The 15,730-nt window shown below is 72.5% G+C and carries 16 protein-coding genes; 8 read left to right on the plus strand and 8 right to left on the minus strand.

Translation table 11 applies throughout. The features are described 5' to 3' along the window. Nucleotides 1–26: 26 nt before the first annotated feature. A complete protein-coding gene (locus tag ACFXOA_RS21025; RefSeq protein WP_385030462.1) occupies nt 27–1,055 on the minus strand; it encodes a hypothetical protein in 1,029 nt (342 codons plus the stop codon). Between the two features lie 109 nt (nt 1,056–1,164). Here ACFXOA_RS21025 and ACFXOA_RS21030 point away from each other — a divergent pair, with 109 nt between their 5' ends. Continuing rightward, nucleotides 1,165–1,602, plus strand: a complete 438-nt coding sequence (locus ACFXOA_RS21030; RefSeq protein WP_385030540.1) for a DUF4442 domain-containing protein — start codon at nt 1,165–1,167, stop codon at nt 1,600–1,602. A 134-nt stretch (nt 1,603–1,736) separates the two neighbouring features. Beyond that, nucleotides 1,737–2,399: a DedA family protein gene (locus tag ACFXOA_RS21035; protein WP_385030465.1), complete on the plus strand. Its 663-nt coding sequence runs from the start codon at nt 1,737–1,739 to the stop codon at nt 2,397–2,399. Nucleotides 2,400–2,455: 56 nt separating this feature from the next. Here ACFXOA_RS21035 and ACFXOA_RS21040 read toward each other — a convergent pair whose 3' ends face one another. Beyond that, on the minus strand, nt 2,456–2,989 hold the full coding sequence (locus tag ACFXOA_RS21040; RefSeq protein ID WP_385030468.1) for a gamma carbonic anhydrase family protein: 534 nt from the start codon (nt 2,987–2,989) through the stop codon (nt 2,456–2,458). A gap of 145 nt (nt 2,990–3,134) precedes the next feature. Between ACFXOA_RS21040 and ACFXOA_RS21045 the strand changes: the two genes are divergently transcribed. After that, nucleotides 3,135–3,887 carry an acyltransferase gene (locus tag ACFXOA_RS21045; RefSeq protein WP_385030543.1) on the plus strand — a complete coding sequence of 251 codons (753 nt, stop codon included), beginning with the start codon at nt 3,135–3,137 and terminating at the stop codon, nt 3,885–3,887. Between the two features lie 185 nt (nt 3,888–4,072). Here ACFXOA_RS21045 and ACFXOA_RS21050 read toward each other — a convergent pair whose 3' ends face one another. After that, nucleotides 4,073–4,939: an EamA family transporter gene (locus ACFXOA_RS21050; RefSeq protein WP_385030471.1), complete on the minus strand. Its 867-nt coding sequence runs from the start codon at nt 4,937–4,939 to the stop codon at nt 4,073–4,075. A gap of 93 nt (nt 4,940–5,032) precedes the next feature. Here ACFXOA_RS21050 and ACFXOA_RS21055 point away from each other — a divergent pair, with 93 nt between their 5' ends. Then, entirely contained in the window at nt 5,033–5,617 is a 585-nt protein-coding gene (locus tag ACFXOA_RS21055; RefSeq protein WP_385030474.1) for a helix-turn-helix domain-containing protein, read from the plus strand. A gap of 77 nt (nt 5,618–5,694) precedes the next feature. Here ACFXOA_RS21055 and ACFXOA_RS21060 read toward each other — a convergent pair whose 3' ends face one another. Both ACFXOA_RS21060 and ACFXOA_RS21065 read right to left on the minus strand, forming a co-directional pair. Further along, nucleotides 5,695–6,501 (minus strand): aminoglycoside N(3)-acetyltransferase, encoded by an 807-nt coding sequence (locus ACFXOA_RS21060; RefSeq protein WP_385030477.1) that lies wholly within the window; start codon nt 6,499–6,501, stop codon nt 5,695–5,697. 71 nt (nt 6,502–6,572) lie between these two features. Continuing rightward, nucleotides 6,573–6,989 (minus strand): CoA-binding protein, encoded by a 417-nt coding sequence (locus ACFXOA_RS21065; RefSeq protein WP_385030480.1) that lies wholly within the window; start codon nt 6,987–6,989, stop codon nt 6,573–6,575. Nucleotides 6,990–7,071: 82 nt separating this feature from the next. Here ACFXOA_RS21065 and ACFXOA_RS21070 point away from each other — a divergent pair, with 82 nt between their 5' ends. From ACFXOA_RS21070 to ACFXOA_RS21080, 3 genes are all read left to right on the plus strand, one after another. Beyond that, nucleotides 7,072–7,707 (plus strand): YigZ family protein, encoded by a 636-nt coding sequence (locus tag ACFXOA_RS21070; RefSeq protein ID WP_385030483.1) that lies wholly within the window; start codon nt 7,072–7,074, stop codon nt 7,705–7,707. A gap of 133 nt (nt 7,708–7,840) precedes the next feature. Continuing rightward, nucleotides 7,841–9,007 (plus strand): exonuclease SbcCD subunit D, encoded by a 1,167-nt coding sequence (locus ACFXOA_RS21075; protein WP_385030486.1) that lies wholly within the window; start codon nt 7,841–7,843, stop codon nt 9,005–9,007. Continuing rightward, nucleotides 9,004–12,042 (plus strand): AAA family ATPase, encoded by a 3,039-nt coding sequence (locus ACFXOA_RS21080; protein ID WP_385030489.1) that lies wholly within the window; start codon nt 9,004–9,006, stop codon nt 12,040–12,042. The genes ACFXOA_RS21075 and ACFXOA_RS21080 overlap by 4 nt, the downstream gene beginning before the upstream one ends. Here ACFXOA_RS21080 and ACFXOA_RS21085 read toward each other — a convergent pair. Continuing rightward, on the minus strand, nt 12,032–12,478 hold the full coding sequence (locus ACFXOA_RS21085; RefSeq protein WP_385030492.1) for an Lrp/AsnC family transcriptional regulator: 447 nt from the start codon (nt 12,476–12,478) through the stop codon (nt 12,032–12,034). The two genes, ACFXOA_RS21080 and ACFXOA_RS21085, sit on opposite strands and share 11 nt — an antisense overlap. Nucleotides 12,479–12,571: 93 nt before the next feature. On the opposite strand from ACFXOA_RS21085, the gene ACFXOA_RS21090 reads away from it, so the two are divergent. Beyond that, nucleotides 12,572–13,057: a rhodanese-like domain-containing protein gene (locus ACFXOA_RS21090; RefSeq protein ID WP_385030495.1), complete on the plus strand. Its 486-nt coding sequence runs from the start codon at nt 12,572–12,574 to the stop codon at nt 13,055–13,057. 17 nt (nt 13,058–13,074) lie between these two features. Here ACFXOA_RS21090 and ACFXOA_RS21095 read toward each other — a convergent pair whose 3' ends face one another. After that, nucleotides 13,075–13,944 carry an ATP-grasp domain-containing protein gene (locus ACFXOA_RS21095; protein WP_385030498.1) on the minus strand — a complete coding sequence of 290 codons (870 nt, stop codon included), beginning with the start codon at nt 13,942–13,944 and terminating at the stop codon, nt 13,075–13,077. Between the two features lie 81 nt (nt 13,945–14,025). Continuing rightward, nucleotides 14,026–15,711 (minus strand): DUF885 domain-containing protein, encoded by a 1,686-nt coding sequence (locus ACFXOA_RS21100; protein WP_385030501.1) that lies wholly within the window; start codon nt 15,709–15,711, stop codon nt 14,026–14,028. Nucleotides 15,712–15,730: the final 19 nt, after the last annotated feature.

The following is a 15,730-nucleotide window of genomic DNA, read 5'->3' on the forward strand; positions in this document are numbered from 1 at the left end:
GGGCCCCGGCCCCCGTGGACCGGGGTTCAGGACGAGGTCGCCGCACCCTCCGCGAGACGCACCGTGCTGAGGATCTTCTGGATGGTGGTGTCCGGGAGTTCGTCGTCCACGCCCGCGTTGGCGTAGAGGATCCACGAGGCGTACTCGCCCTTGGCGTTCTTGAACGTGAAGGCGATCGACTTGCCGTCGGTGTCGCACTTGTCCTTGTTCGCCAGCCCCGAGGCGGTGGCCGTGACGACGCTGCCCGTGAGGCCGGACTTGGTGGTGTACGGCTTGGCCTCGGCGGTCTTGACCTTCGACTTCGGGTCCGTCTGCGCGTAGGCCGCCCAGACCCAGTTCGCCGCCTCGTTGGTGGCGGCCTCGTCCGTGCTCTTCGCGCCCTGACCGCCCTTGGTGCCGACACCGGCCAGGCCGGTGTCCTCCTTGGAGCCGTCCTTGTCGCTGTCGTCGACGCACCACTTGCTCTTGTAGAACGCGGGCGCGGAGAAGCCGACGGCCGGCGGGCCGGTGGGGTCCTTCTCGTCCTCGAAGCCCGAGATCATGCCCGTGCTCGCGACTTCCCAGTCACCGGGAACGTCGAACTGGGTGCCCCACTTGGGGTTGGTCACGACCTTCCACCCCGGGACCGTCGGTGCGGCGTCCTCGCCCCCGCGCGGGTTCGCCGCGGGGGAGGAGCCGGTGGCGGAGGGCTTCGCCGTGGGCGACGAGGACGATTTTCCGTCAGCCGTGGAGGAGCCGCCGTCGTCCTTCTTGTTCATGACGACGACGCCGGTGACGACCGCGGCGACCACCACGGCGGTCGCCGCGACGACGGCGACGACGGTCGTCTTCTTCCTGTCGTCGCGCTGCGGACCGCCGGGGCCGCCCGGTACCGCGTACTGCGGCACCGTGGGCTGCTGGTACGGGTTGGGCGGCGGGTATCCCGGCTGGCCCTGCTGCTGATATCCCGGCTGCTGATAGGGATTCGGCTGTTGGTACCCCGGCTGCTGGTACGGGTTCTGGTTCTGGTCCTGCGGGTTCTGCTCGCCCCCGGGCGGCTGCTGTCCTGGCCACATGGCCAGTAACCATAGAGGGACGGGGCCTCCGCTGCTACGGGCGCCCCTGTGAGGGGATGGCCAAAGACGGCTACCCGCAAGTAACATCACGGCCATGAGCACTGAAGAGCTGACGGTCGGCGAGATCCTGTCCGCGAGCGTCCCGATGGTCCGGACCCTCGGAATCACCTATCTGGAGACGACCGCGGAACGCGCCGTCCTCTCACTTCCCGACCGGGCCGAATACCACAACCACCTCGGCGGACCGCACGCCGGAGCCATGTTCACGCTCGCCGAATCGGCCAGCGGCGCGATCGTGGTGGCCGCCTTCGGGGACCAGATGGCCCGGGCCGTACCGCTGCCCGTCACCACGGAGATGGCGTTCAAGAAGGTCGCCATGGGCGATCTCACAGCGACCGCCGTACTCGGGCGCCCGGCGGCCGAGGTCGTCGCGGAGCTGGACGAGGGCAAGAGGCCGGAATTCCCCGTCAGGGTCGAGATCCGGCGTGCCGACGGCGCCGTCACCAGCGAGATGAGCGTGGTCTGGACGCTCCGCCCCAACGGCTGATCCCGGCCTCCGCCCCACGTCCTCCTCCTCCCGGCGATGCACTCGGCGGCGCCTTCGGACGCCCGGCCCGGTAGGCTTCCCGCCGTGCGCCACGCGTGGCGCACGGCGGAGATTTCTTACGGGAGGGACCGGCGTTGCACGTCCAGGAATGGCTGGAGACCGTACCGGCGGTCAGCATCTACCTCCTCGTGGGGGTGGTCATCGGGCTCGAGAGCCTGGGCATCCCGCTGCCGGGCGAGATCATCCTCGTGAGTTCGGCGCTCCTCGCCTCCCAGCACGGTCACATCGACCCCGTGGTGCTCGGCGCCTGTGCGTCGGCGGGCGCGATCATCGGCGACTCCGTCGGCTACGCCATCGGCCGCAAGGGGGGCCGCCCCCTGCTCGCCTGGCTCGGCGGCAGATTCCCCAAGCACTTCGGCGCGCCGCAGATCGCGCTGGCGGAGCGCTCGTTCGAGAAGTGGGGCATGTGGGCCGTCTTCTTCGGACGGTTCGTCGCCCTCCTGCGGATCTTCGCCGGGCCCCTGGCCGGGGTGCTGCGCATGCCGTACTGGAAGTTCCTGATCGCCAACGTGCTCGGCGGCATCGTCTGGGCCGGCGGCACCACCGCCGTCATCTACTCGGTGGGCGTCGTCGCCGAGGCGTGGCTCAAGCGCTTCTCCTGGCTGGGGCTGCTCGCCGCCGTACTGATCGGGGTGATCTCCATGCTGGTCCTGAAGAACCGTGCGAAGAAGGCCGCTGGGCAGCAGGGCGAGCCGGTGCACGTGCCGGAGCCGGACGCCGTGCGCGCGGCGGACTGACCGTCGGGCCGGCCCGCGGGCCGCACCCAGGCGGCCGGCGCAGCGCCCCGAGGCCGTCAGTCCTCCTGGTGCGCCGCTCGGTGCGCCTTGGCCAGCTCCACGTAGCCCGCGGCGTTGAAGGCGATGCCCTCGCGTTCCTCGGCGGTCAGTTCCCGCCGCACCTTCGCGGGGACACCGGCGACGAGGGAGCCCGGGGGCACCCGCATCCCCTGCGGTACGAGGGCCTGGGCCGCGATCAGCGAACCCGCGCCGATGTGAGCGCCGTTGAGCACGGTCGCGCCCATGCCGACCAGGACGTCGTCCTCGATCACGCATCCGTGCAGCACGGCGTTGTGACCCACGGAGACACGCGCTCCGACGGTGAGAGGGAAGCCGGGGTCCGTGTGCACACTGCAGTTGTCCTGGATGTTGCTGTCGGGGCCGAGCGAGATCGGCCCGCAGTCGGCGCGCAGCACGGCCTGGTACCAGACACTCGAGCCCGCGGCCATCGAGACCTCGCCCACGACGACGGAGGTCGGCGCCAGGAACGCGTCGGGGTCGATGTCCGGCTCCCTGCCGCCGATCCCCATGACCAGTGCCCGCTCTGCCATGTCCGCTCCTCGGTCGGGGTGTGGTGCGCTCGGCACCTCTGCTCGGCACGAACCGTAGTGGACGCCCCCGCAGGTGGCGGCGGGTGGGGTGAACATCACAGCTCGCCGCTCGGACCGCCTCCGCCGCGCCGACTACCGTGAGCGGGTGCCGAAGAACCGGAACCCGCTCTCCTCCCTGGCAAGCCGGCGGCGTGGTGTCATGTCCCGCGTCGTCCACCACGTGTGGTCCTGGGTCCAGGAGACGGGGGCCGTCACGGCGCAGCATCCCGGGCGGCTCCGCTTCCGCCGTATCGGCCCCGGGACACGGCTCGCCTTCCCGCAGGGGACGGTCTTCGGCGAGGAGTGGATCGAGCTCGGCGACCACTGCATCATCGGCGAGCAGGTGACCCTCACCGCCGGTCTGATGCCCGATCTGGACCTGGGACCGGAGACCGTCCTGACCCTCGGCGACGGTGTGGTGCTGGGGCGGGGCAGCCATGTCGTCGCCGACACCTCGGTGACCATCGGCTCGGACACCTACTGCGGTCCGTACGTCTACATCACCTCGACCAACCACAGTTACGACGACCGGGACCAGCCGGTGGGCAAGCAGTGGCCCCGCATGGAGCCCGTGGTGATCGGGCCCGGGTGCTGGATCGGCACCGGAGCCGTCATCCTTCCCGGCGCCAGGCTCGGCCGTAACGTGGTGGTCGCCGCCGGGGCGGTCGTCCGTGGAGAGGTCCCCGACCATGCCGTCGTCGCGGGCGCGCCGGCACGGGTGGTGCGCAGCTGGGACTCCGAGCGGGGCTGGCAGCCGCCGCTGCGCACCCCGCCACCGATGCCCATCCCGGACGGTGTGACGCCCGAGCAGCTGGCGGCCGTAGCCCTCCTGGCCGAGGAATCCGGCGAGGGGGCCTGACACTCGCGGGTCCCGTCGCCTGCCCGCAGGCCCGCGCGCCGAGTTCGACGTCCGCCCGGGACGCAGGGCCGGGACGTGCTCCCGAGGTGGACTGCCAGGGTCGTCCACCCGGGTCGTCCACCCGGGTCCCGAGTCGGTGCCGCAAGTCCCGTCGCAAGTCCGGGTCGTACGGCCGCGTCGCGCGGTCAGCCCGTCGCCAGCAGCACGGTACCGAGCAGGGCCAGGCCGGCTCCCGCGGTCTGGATGCCCCGCAGCCGTTCGCCGAGGACCCCTCGCGCGGCCAGGGCCGTCACCACCGGGTACAGCGAGGCCAGGACGGCTGCCACCGTCACGGGGCCGTGCTGCGCCGCGATCGAGTACGTCCCGTTGGCCGCGACATCGGCGAGCCCGACGAACGCCAGGGCGGGAAGCGCGGAGCGCACGGCGGCGAGTCCCCCCTCCTGCGGCAGCGCCCGGCCCCCACGGCGGACCGAGACACCGAGGGCCGTACCACCGACCGCGATGTTGGTCACACGCTGGACGAACAGGGCGAGGAAGAGCCCGGGCACCGTCGTGGACGCCTCCGAGATCAGCGACATCACCGCCCCGAAACCGAAGGCGGCCAGCAGGGTGAGCGCGACCGCCTGACGCTGTACCGGTGCGCCGCGCAACTGCGGGCCGCCGGCCAGGACGACACCGGCGACGGCGACGGCCACCCCGGCGAACTGCAGCAGCCCGGGGCGCTCTCCCACGAGGAGGCCCACCCCGACCGGTACCGCCACACCGAGTGAGCCCAGAGGGGAGACGACCCCCATCGGTCCGAGCGCCAGGGCCTTGTAGAAGCTGAGCATCGCCACCGGGCCCACCGCTCCGGCGGCGACCGCGAACCAGAGCCGCGGGCCGGCCTCGCTCCAGGCGCCTGTCGCGGCCACCACGACTCCGAGCACCGCGGCGGCGACGCACTGCGAGACGACCACCACCGTCAGGGCGGGCGTGCGACGGGAGAGCAGGCCACCGCCGAAATCCGCCAGCCCCCACAGCAGGCTCGTGGCCAGGGCGAACAGTGCTGTCATCGGGGCGCCTCGCAGTACAGTGCGGTGGTCGGTGGGTCCACCACACCGTAGTGCAGTATTTTCGACTCTGTCATTCAGAATATTGGACGGAATGTGTCTGACCTCGATCAGCTCACCCAGTCGCTCGCCAGGAATCTCAAGCGCTGGAGGGGTGAGCGCGGTTTCACACTGGACGCCCTCGCGGCCCGGGCGGGCGTCAGCCGGGGCATGATCATCCAGATCGAGCAGGCGAGGACGAACCCGAGCGTCGGTACCACCGTCAAACTCGCCGACGCGCTGGGCGTCAGCATCACCACGCTGCTCGACTACGAGCAGGGGACACAGGTTCGGCTGGTCCCCGCGGGCCAGGCGGTCCGCATGTGGTCGACGGAGGCGGGCAGTTCGACCACCCTCCTGGTGGGCACGGAAGCCCGGGGGCCGGTCGAGCTCTGGTCGTGGCATCTGATGCCCGGTGAGGGCAGCGCCTCCGACCCGCACCCCGAGGGGACGGTCGAGCTGCTTCACGTCACGACCGGGGAACTGACCCTCGTGGTCGACGGCGAACCCCATCTGCTGCCCGCCGGAACCTCCGCCACCTTCGAGGCGCACGTCCCGCACAGCTACCGCAACGACGGCACCGAGCCCGTCGACCTGACCATGGCCGTCTCGATCCCGCCGGTCCACCGCGAGGGCAGGTAACGGAGGCATCCTCCCCGGCGCTTCCCCCGCCCGCCGCCCTCCACGCGCCCCCTTCCGCGCGGGGCGGGCTGCGGAGATCAGCGTCCGCGCCGGTGCTCCTCCAGCCATGTCGTCGCGAAGTCCACCGCGGCGCGGATGCCGAAGAGATGGCTCCGCGCCGACCTCACCCGGCCGACCGAGACCTCGCACGCCCTGCGGCGGACGAAGTCGGCACCCAGGGCCGGGAAGTCCCCGTCGTCCAGGGCGATGTCCTCGTACTCCCACCAGTGGCGCCCCGACTCCCGCGCCACGACGCAGCGGTAGAGACGGCGCGGCCGTGTGGGGCGCCGGTACTCCGCGAGGTGGAAGGCGGTGCAGCCGGCGAACCCCGTGCCCAGCAGCAGCACCTGTGCGTCCGCCTCGTAGAGCCGTGCCAGCGGGGACTCCTCGCCCAGGTGGCAGTCCGGGCGGTGCCCCGACAGCAGCTTCCCGGCGGCCGGGCCCAGCGCGGTGAACGACGTCTGCGGGTGACCGCTGCGCGACGAAGCGGGCGAGAGCCGCACCGTCTCGGCGAGCACGCCCATCGAGGGGGCGGGGGTGAGCGCCGGATCGAACGGGGGCATGGCCGCCCGCACCACGGCGCGGGCACTCTCTGCCAGGCCGCTCACCCGCTCCAGGTACGACCTCGAGGTGTCCGAGTTCTCCGGAGTGAACGAGGGGACGACCAGGGTGCCCTCCGGCCCCAGGGCGACGCGCAGGGAGTCCTTCATGCTCCCCGCGTCCCCGCCCGCGGAGCGCATCGAGGCGTGCACGAGGAGAACACCGCCGCGCCTGACCCCGAGCCGGGACAGCTGGGTCGCGGTGAGTTCGTCACCGAGGACTGGATGCTGCGTCACGGAGCGCATTGTCCTCGCCCGCGGCGCTCCGCGACACCACGCCTGGCGAACCCGCCAGGGGGTGTCCGCCGGGAGGGCCGTCAGCGCAGAGGATCCAGACGGGGTATCTCGATCGCCGGACAGCGGTCCATCACCATGGCGAGGCCCGCCGCGCGCGTCCGCGCGTACGCCTCCTCGTCGACGACGCCCAGCTGGAACCACACGGCCTTCGCCCCCACCGCCACCGCCTCGTCGGCGACCCCGCCCGCCAGATCGCTGTTGACGAAGACGTCCACCACATCGACCGGGAACGGTATGTCCGCCAGTGAGGCGTACCCCTGTTCGCCGTGGACGGTCTCGGCCTTGGGGTGGACGGGAACGACCTTCTTCCCGAACCGCTGAAGCACCTCGGCCACGCCGTAGGCCGCGCGGGACCGGTTGCCCGACAGGCCGACCACCGCCCAGGTGTCACCCATGTCCCCGAGGATCGCGCGCACCGTCTCGTCGTCTGAGTTCATGCCCGGACAACGGACCACCCCGCCCGGCCATTCCCCACGGAAGGGTGAAAGTCCCCGACGCGAGGGCGCTTAAGGTGGACCGATGCACGAGCAGTACCGGACAGTCGCCCGCGAGGGCGTGCACGAGACCGAGGTCAGCCGATCGCGCTTCCTCTGCGCGCTCGCACCCGCCGCCACCGAACAGGAGGCGCAGGACTTCGTCGCCCGCGTCCGCAGGGAACACCCCACCGCCAACCACAACTGCTACGCCTACGTGGTCGGAGCGGACGCGTCCGTGCAGAAGGCGTCCGACGACGGTGAGCCCGGCGGGACGGCGGGCGTCCCCATGCTGCAGATGCTGATGCGCCGTGACGTCCGCTACGCCGTCGCGGTCGTCACCCGCTACTTCGGCGGTGTGAAGCTCGGGGCGGGAGGACTCATCCGCGCCTACGGCGGAGCGGTCGGCGAGGCCCTCGACGCGATCGGCACCACCACCCGCCGGCGCTACCGCCTCGCCACCGTCACCGTCGACCACCAGCGGGCCGGCAAGCTGGAGAACGATCTGCGTGCCACCGGAACCGCTGTCCACGAGGTGACCTACGCCGAGTCCGTCGTCATCGCGATCGGCCTGCCCGACGCCGAGGTGGACACATTCAGGGACTGGCTCGCCGACGCCACCGCCGGCTCCGCGACGCTGGAACTGGGCGGCGAGGCGTACGGGGACGCCGGGACCGGATGAGGGATCCGGGGCAGTGCGGCAGTAGCGTGGTTCCGGCTGTCGCGGAGCGCCGCGGCGGCCGGGGCGCCGGAACTCCCGGTACCTGGGGGCGGAGGAAGTGGAACATGAGGTTCGGAGCCGTCGGGGTGATGTCATGAGGATCCTGCACACCTCGGACTGGCATCTGGGGCGGTCCTTCCACCGTGTGCCGATGCTCGACGCCCAGGCCGCCTTTCTCGAGCACCTCGTGACGACGGTGCGGGATCAGGCGGTCGACGCGGTCGTCGTGTCGGGCGACGTCTACGACCGTGCCGTCCCGCCGCTCTCCGCGGTCCGGCTGTTCGACGACGCGCTGCACCGGCTCGCCGAAGCCGGCGTCCCGACCGTCATGATCTCCGGCAACCACGACTCCGCACGCAGGCTCGGCGTCGGCGCGGGACTGATCTCCCGGGCGGGCATCCACCTGCGGACCGACCCGGGCGAGTGCGCCACCCCGGTCCTGCTGCGCGACACGGCGGGCGACGTGGCCTTCTACGGGCTGCCCTACCTCGAGCCCGCCCTGGTCAGGGAAGGGCTGGGCGCGTCCAAGGCGGGCCACGAGGCGGTCCTCACGGCGGCCATGGACCAGGTGCGCGCCGATCTCGCCACCCGCCCGGACGGGACCAGGTCCGTCGTCCTCGCGCACGCCTTCGTGGCCGGTGGCGAGCCGAGCGACAGCGAGCGCGACATCACCGTCGGCGGAGTCGCCGCCGTCCCCGCCGGGGTGTTCGACGGCGTCGACTACGTCGCCCTCGGTCACCTGCACGGCTGTCAGACGGTCACGGAGCGCGTGCGCTACTCCGGCTCCCCGCTCGCCTACTCCTTCTCGGAACACACCCACCGCAAGACCATGTGGATCGTCGACCTCGCCGCGGACGGGGCGCTCGCCGCCGAGCGCGTCGACTGCCCGGTCCCGCGCCCGCTCGCCAGCCTCCGCGGGCGCCTCGGGGAACTCCTCGCGGAGCCGGCCCACGAGCGGCACCGGGACTCATGGGTGGAGGCGACACTCACGGACCCCGCCCGCCCGGAGGAACCGATGGCGCGCCTGCTCGAACGCTTCCCGCACACCCTGAGCCTGGTCTTCGAGCCCGAACGCGCCCCGCAGGACCCGCTCGCGTCCTACGCCCAGCGGCTGAAGGGACGCGACGACCACCAGGTCGCGGAGGACTTCGTCGCACACGTCCGGGGCGGGAGCGGCCCGGACACGGAGGAGCGGACCGTGCTGCGTGCCGCCTTCGACCACGTACGCGTCACGGAGACGGTTGACGAGGTGTCCCGTTGAGACTGCACAGACTCACCCTCACCGCGTTCGGGCCCTTCGGCGTCACCCAGGAGGTCGACTTCGACGCCCTGTCCTCCGCGGGCATCTTCCTGCTGCACGGCCCGACGGGTGCGGGCAAGACCTCCGTCCTCGACGCCGTCTGCTACGGCCTCTACGGCACGGTCCCCGGTTCCCGGCAGAGCCCGGGCACCTCGCTGCGCAGCGACCACGCCCCCGCCGACCGTCCGACCGAGGTGTGCCTCGACCTGACCGTGGGGGGACGACGCCTCGAAGTGACGAGGCGGCCCGCTCAGCCCCGGCCCAAGAAGAGGGGCGGCGGCTTCACGACCGAGAAGGCGCAGAGCTGGCTCCGCGAGTACCACCCGGAGCGCGGCTGGACGGCGCTCAGCCGCTCGCACCAGGAGATCGGCGAGGAGATCGGCGGTCTCCTCGGTATGAGCCGGGACCAGTTCTGCCAGGTCGTCCTGCTGCCCCAGGGAGACTTCGCGCGCTTCCTGCGCGCCGACGCGGAAGCGCGAGGCAAGCTGCTCGGCCGGCTCTTCGACACCCGGCGCTTCGCGGCCGTCGAGGAACGCCTCGCCGAACTCCGCCGGGCGGCGGAGGCCCGGGTCAAGGCCGCCGACGAGCAGATCCTCGCCCTCGCCCAGCGCGTCGCCCAGGCGGCCGGCCCGGTGGCGGACGAGGTCCCGCCGCCCGAGACCCGAGCGGGCGAGCCCGGCCTCGCGGAGGGGGTGCTGCGCTGGGCAGCCGTGGCGCGCGCGGGAGCACGCGAACGCCTCGACATCGCACGATGCGCCCTGGCGGCCGCGGAGGAGCGTGCCTCAGCGGCGGGCGAGGTCCTCGAGTCGGAGCGCCGGCTCGCCAGGCTCCAGGAACGGCACGCGGAGACGCGTCGGCGCGCGGCAGGGCTGGAGGAGCGCCGTGCGGAACGCGACCGCTGCCACGAGCAACTGACCCGCGCGCGCAAGGCGGAGCTGGTCGCACCGGCCCTGGAGCTACGCGACGAGGCCGAACACGCCCACCAGGCCGCGGTCCTGGCCCGCCGGCAGACATCGGAGGGTCTGCCGGCCGAACTGTCGGCTGCCGGTCCCGACCAGCTGGCGGACCGGGAGCGCGGACTGCGCGCTCAGCTCGGCGAGCTGGACGCCGCACGCCGCGCCGAAGAGCGCGGTGAGCGGATCGACGCCGAACTGGCCGCCCTCGACCGGCAGTCCCGCGCCGACGAGGAGATCATCCAGGAGGCGGCTCAGTGGCTCGCCGACTGGGACGCCGAACACGCGGCCCTCAGGGAGCGCGTCGAGAGTTCGCAGGAGGCCGCGACCACCGCGGAACGGATCGCCGGCAGGCTCGAGCCCGCGCGAAGGCGGCTGGACGCGGCCCGGCGACGTGACGCGCTGGGCGTACGTGAGAGGTCGGCGGCGGCAGCCCTGACCGCGGCGCGGGAGCACGCTGTGACGGCCCACGAGACCTGGCTCGCGCTGCGGGAGCAGCGGCTGCGTGGCATCGCGGCGGAGCTCGCCGGCCGGCTCGTCGAAGGCGAACCCTGCACGGTGTGCGGCTCCGCCGCTCATCCTGAGCCGGCCCGGGCGGGCGAGGGCCACGTGGACCGGGCCACCGAGGAGGAGGCGCTCGCCGGCCACCAGCGGGCGGAGCGTGCGCGAGCCGGGGCGGAGAACGAACTCGGGCTGCTGCGCGAACGCCTGACGGCCGCTCGTGCGGAGGCCGAGGGCCCGGAGGCAGGAGCGGAGGACGGCGAGCCGGTGACCGCCGCCGTGCTCGAGGAGGCCCTGGCGCGGCTGACCGGGGAGCACGACGACGCGCACCGTGCGGCCTCGCGGGGGCACGGAGCCAGGGAAGCCCTCGCCGCCGCGGAGCGCGAACATCTCGGGCGGCTGGAGGACCGCCGGCAGGCGGAACGACGCGCGGCGGCCCGTACCTCCCGGCGTGAGGCTCTGGAAAGGGAACAGCTCGCGCTGGAAGCCGAGTTGGTCAAGGCGCGAGGCGAGTGCGCGACGGTGGCCGAGAGGGCGGCGCTCATCGGGCGCCTCGCCCACCGGGTCTCCGCCGCCGCCGAGGCGCTACGGACCGAGTACGCCGCCGCCGAGCGCCTCAAGGAGGCGGACGGCCGCTTGGCCGACGCCGCCTTCCGGGCCGGCTTCGACACCCCGCGGGCGGCCGCGGCCAAGCTCCTCGCTGACGACGCCCAACGCGAACTGCAGCACCGCGTCGACGCCTGGCAGACCGAGGCCGCCGCGGTCGCGGACCGGCTCGCCGAGGCCGACGCCAGGGACGCGGCCGCCCGCCCTCCGGCCTCACCGGAGGCCGCGGAGGCCGCGTACGACCTGGCCACCCGGCAGGCGCGGCACCACGCCGCCGCGCACTCGGCGGCGGGGGAGCGCAGCTCGGAGCTCGGCCGGCTCTCCCGGCGGCTCGACGAGGAGGTGCGAGCCCTGGGGCCGCTGCGCCAGGAGTACGAGGGAGTGGCCCGCCTCGCCGGCCTGACCGCGGGGACCTCCGCGGACAACGAGCGGAAGATGCGCCTGGAGGCGTACGTGCTGGCCGCCCGCCTCGAACAGGTGGCGGCGGCGGCGACGGCGCGTCTCCAACGGATGTCGTCGGGACGCTACACACTCGTCCACTCCGACGAGCGCAGCGGCGGTCGCAGGGCCGGTCTCGGCCTGCACGTCGTCGATTCCTGGACCGGCCGGGAACGCGACACGGCGACCCTGTCGGGCGGGGAGACCTTCTTCGCCTCGCTCGCGCTGGCCCTCGGCCTGGCCGACGTGGTGACGGACGAGTCGGGCGGGGTGCGCCTGGACACGCTCTTCATCGACGAGGGCTTCGGCAGCCTCGACGACCAGACACTGGACGAGGTGCTCGACGTCCTCGACTCGCTGCGCGAACGGGACCGCAGTGTGGGCATCGTCAGCCATGTCGCCGATCTGCGCCGCCGTATCCCCGCACAGCTCGAGGTGGTGAAGGAACGGAACGGCTCGGTGGTGGTCCACCGGACCGCCGGGGCGCTCAGCGGCTGATCGCCCGCCGGGGGAGCGGGGAGGAGTAGACGACGCTGGTGGTCACGGAACCGAGGGCGCCGATCCTCCCCGTGACCTCCTCCAGATGCCGCATGGAACGCGCGGTGACCTTGAGGACGAAGCAGTCGTCCCCGGTGACGTGGTGAGCCTCCACGATCTCCGGTGTCGCGTCGGTCAGATCGTGGAACGGCTTGTAGTTGCCGTTCGGGTAGCGCAGCCGGACGAAGGCGAGGATCGGCAGACCCAGCCTTTCCGGCTCCACCACCGCGGAGTACCCGCTGATGACGCCCGCGTCCTCCAGGCGGCGTACCCGTTCGGTGACTGCGCTCGGGGACATGGCGACCGCGCGGGCGAGCTCGGCGAACGTCGCCCGTCCGTCGCGCTGAAGGACCTCGAGGATGCGCCGGTCGGTGGCGTCCGGGGAATAGTCGGTCATGTGGCCAGACAACCGTGAGAATCCCTGCGGGACAAGGGGTAGGCCGTGGATCGCCTCTTCCGGGCCTCCCGGATGGACTCTAGATTTCTGGTCATGACTTCACAGACCGGCTCCGCGGCCAACTCCGTCCTCCGCGTACCGCCCGCCTCCCCGGCCGCGGCCGCCGCCTACTTCAGGGCCTCGCTCGCCTTCCATACCGACGTGTCCGACGTGGCGAGCGCCCTGGAGGCGGGCGGCGACCCCGGATTCGTCGTCCTGGACTCCCGCTCGGCAGCCTCCTGGGACCAGGGGCACGTCCCCGGCGCGGTGCATCTGCCCACCGCCCTGATCACGGAGCGGGCGGCCGGCCTGCTCGACCCCGCGGTCCCCGTGATCACCTACTGCTGGGGACCGGGCTGCGACGGCGCGACCCGGGCCGCGCTGGCCCTCGCCGAACTCGGTTACCGGGTGAAGGAGATGCTCGGCGGATTCGAGTACTGGGTACGAGAGGGGTTCGCCTTCGAGACCCTGGAGGGACCGGACCGCCGTACCGCCGACCCGCTCACCGCACCGGTGGACGACGGCGCGTGCGGATGCTGAGGAGTCCGGCGAAGGGCTCAGGCCCCGGTCAGCAGGCTGAACAGGCCCTCTCCGTCGTCGCCGGCGGGCAGACCGCTGACCTGCCCGTCGCCGACCTCCACCACCCGCCACACCCCGTCCTCCCGAAGGGCCAGGTCGGTCGTCACCCACCCGCAGCCGAGAGCGCGCACCGCCTCACCGACGGCGTCCAGCCGGGGGGCGGGCAGCTGACCCGGGGTGTCCGGATGGGCCGTCACACGTACCGGCTCCCCGGCCACCCACCACACGCGGGCCTCCCCGCCGGGTACGAACGGTTCGAACGCGCGCACCACCACCCCGCCCGCCAGGAAGTCCTCCTGCAGTTCGACGAACCGCCGGATCACCGCCGCCAGCCGTTCCCGGTCGGTCAGCTCCGGCACGAAGCACGCCTCGTCCCACTCGTGCTTGCGTGATTTCACGTAGTCCTTGACGATCCCCGGACCGGATCCGAGGCCCTGGGCGAGACCGGCCCAGACAACCGCCCCGGGCAGCGGCTCCCCCGGGGACAGGGGACGCCACACGCTGCGCGGTGTCAGCCCCTCGAACACCTCGTACCAGCCGGGGAGTTCATGGGCGGTGCGGTAGTCGGCCCCGCTCGTGCGCAGCGTGCAGCCCCGGTCCGCGAGGACCCGTTCCAGCTCCGCGTACCGCGCGGAGGGGATCATCCAGCCGCGGTACCGGTACGGACCGGACTCCCGCCGTACCCCACCGACGGCGCGTTCGAGGTCGCCCCCCAGCAGCGCGTCATGGTCGATCAGGGCGATCCGGGCCCCGGCCCGCCGTGCCGCGGCCGCCTCACGGGCGAACTCCGGGTCCGTGCGGCTCGGCCGCAGCGGATCGAGGCAGAACAGGAAGCCGGTCTCGGCCATGGGGGAGGTCCTTCAGGTCTTCGGCGGTGAGCGGGAAGGAACCGGGGGCGCGCGGACGGGCACGCCCCCGGCGGCTTCGGGTCAGAGCCGGGACAGCTCGTCCACCAGGTCGTCCAGGCCCAGTGAGCCCTGCGAGAGGGCCGCCATGTGCCAGGCCTTGAGGTCGAACGACTCTCCGTGCGCCTTCCTCGCGTTCTCCCGGCCCAGCAGCCAGGCGCGTTCGCCCAGCTTGTAGCCGATCGCCTGCCCCGGCATCGACAGGTAGCGGGTCAGCTCACTCTCCACGAAGTCGGCGGGGCGGCCGCTGTGAAGGCCGAAGAACTCCTGGGCGAGGTCGGGTGTCCACCGCTCGCCCGGGTGGAACGGGGAGTCCGCGGGGATCTCCAGCTCCAGGTGCATGCCGATGTCGACGATCACACGGCACGCGCGCATCATCTGCGCGTCCAGATAGCCGAGGCGGCGCTCGGCGTCCGGCAGGTAGCCCAGTTCGTCCATGAGGCGTTCGGCGTACAGCGCCCATCCCTCCGCGTTGGCGCTGACCTGGCCGACCGAGGCCTGGTACCGCGAAAGACTGTCGGCGACGTGCGTCCACTGCGCGATCTGCAGGTGGTGGCCGGGAACGCCTTCGTGGTACCAGGTGGACACCAGGTCGTAGACGGGGAAGCGGGTCTCGCCCATGGTCGGCAGCCAGGTGCGCCCCGGCCGGGAGAAGTCCTCGGAGGGCCCTGTGTAGTACGGAGCTGCCGCGCCGCCCGCCGGAGCGATTCTCGACTCCACCTTCCGTACCCGCTCGGCGAGTTCGAAGTGCGTGCCGTCGAGCGCCTCGATGGCCTCGTCCATCAGGCCCTGCAGCCAGACCCGTACCTCCTCCACCCCCTCGATGTGCTCTCCGTGCACGTCGAGATGGGCCAGGGCCTCCCAGGGACCGGCCCCGGGAAGGATCTTCTCCGCCTCGGTCCTCATCTCCCCCAGCAGCCGGTGGTACTCGGACCAGCCGTACGCGTAGGCCTCGTCGAGGTCCAGGTCCGTGCCGTTGAACTGCCGTGCCCAACGCGCGTAGCGCTCGCGGCCGACCGTGTCCGGTGCCCCCTCGATCGCGGGCGCGTACACGTCCCGCATCCAGTCCCGGAGTTCCACGAGCGCCGAGGCCGCCTGACCGGCCGCCGTGTCCAGTTCCGCGCGCAGGGAAGCGGGGCCGGCCCCGACGAAGTCCTGGAAGAAACCGGTGCCTTCCTCCCCCGCCCAGGTCCCCAGCTGCCCGATGAACGTCGCGGTGGGGCGCGGACCGCCGTACAGCTTGCGCTCCAGACCGAGCGCGAGCGAGTCGCGATAGCCCTCCAGTGCCACGGGGACCGCCCGCAGGCGGTCCACGACCGCCGCCCAGTCCTCCTCCGTCGCCGTCGGAGTCGCCGAGAACACATCACGGAGGCTGTGGGCGGGGGAATGGATGTTGGACACCGCCCTGAGCCCCTCCTCGGCCTCGAGGACGGCGAGTTCGGCCGTCAGGCGTTCACGCAGCAGCCGTGCGCAGCGCCTCTCCTCGTCGCTCTCCGCGCCCGGCACCCGCTCCGCGGAGTCGAGTCGGGTGAGGGTCTCGCCAATGAGGGCCGCCATCGCGGCCTGGCCTGCCGGTGAGAAGTCGGGGAGCCTACGGGAGCTTTCGGCGACGCCGAGATAGGTACCGGTGATGGGATCGAGATCGATGTACGCGTCGACGTAGGCGTCGGCGACCTGGCGCGGCAGTGCGCCGTTCGGTGTGTCTGACATGTGGACATCCTCGTACGCG

It is taken from the genome of Streptomyces sp. NPDC059166 (genome assembly GCF_042755185.1).
GTDB lineage: Bacteria > Actinomycetota > Actinomycetes > Streptomycetales > Streptomycetaceae > Streptomyces.

What these genes read in the sequence shown, in the direction of transcription:
- ACFXOA_RS21025 (WP_385030462.1), bottom strand. Translation starts at nt 1,055, where the DNA reads ATGTGGCCAGGACAGCAGCCGCCCGGGGGCGAGCAGAACCCGCAGGAC.
- ACFXOA_RS21040 (WP_385030468.1), bottom strand. Translation starts at nt 2,989, where the DNA reads ATGGCAGAGCGGGCACTGGTCATGGGGATCGGCGGCAGGGAGCCGGAC.
- ACFXOA_RS21050 (WP_385030471.1), bottom strand. Translation starts at nt 4,939, where the DNA reads ATGACAGCACTGTTCGCCCTGGCCACGAGCCTGCTGTGGGGGCTGGCG.
- ACFXOA_RS21060 (WP_385030477.1), bottom strand. Translation starts at nt 6,501, where the DNA reads ATGCGCTCCGTGACGCAGCATCCAGTCCTCGGTGACGAACTCACCGCG.
- ACFXOA_RS21065 (WP_385030480.1), bottom strand. Translation starts at nt 6,989, where the DNA reads ATGAACTCAGACGACGAGACGGTGCGCGCGATCCTCGGGGACATGGGT.
- ACFXOA_RS21070 (WP_385030483.1), top strand. Translation starts at nt 7,072, where the DNA reads ATGCACGAGCAGTACCGGACAGTCGCCCGCGAGGGCGTGCACGAGACC.
- ACFXOA_RS21075 (WP_385030486.1), top strand. Translation starts at nt 7,841, where the DNA reads ATGAGGATCCTGCACACCTCGGACTGGCATCTGGGGCGGTCCTTCCAC.
- ACFXOA_RS21085 (WP_385030492.1), bottom strand. Translation starts at nt 12,478, where the DNA reads ATGACCGACTATTCCCCGGACGCCACCGACCGGCGCATCCTCGAGGTC.
- ACFXOA_RS21090 (WP_385030495.1), top strand. Translation starts at nt 12,572, where the DNA reads ATGACTTCACAGACCGGCTCCGCGGCCAACTCCGTCCTCCGCGTACCG.
- ACFXOA_RS21095 (WP_385030498.1), bottom strand. Translation starts at nt 13,944, where the DNA reads ATGGCCGAGACCGGCTTCCTGTTCTGCCTCGATCCGCTGCGGCCGAGC.
- ACFXOA_RS21100 (WP_385030501.1), bottom strand. Translation starts at nt 15,711, where the DNA reads ATGTCAGACACACCGAACGGCGCACTGCCGCGCCAGGTCGCCGACGCC.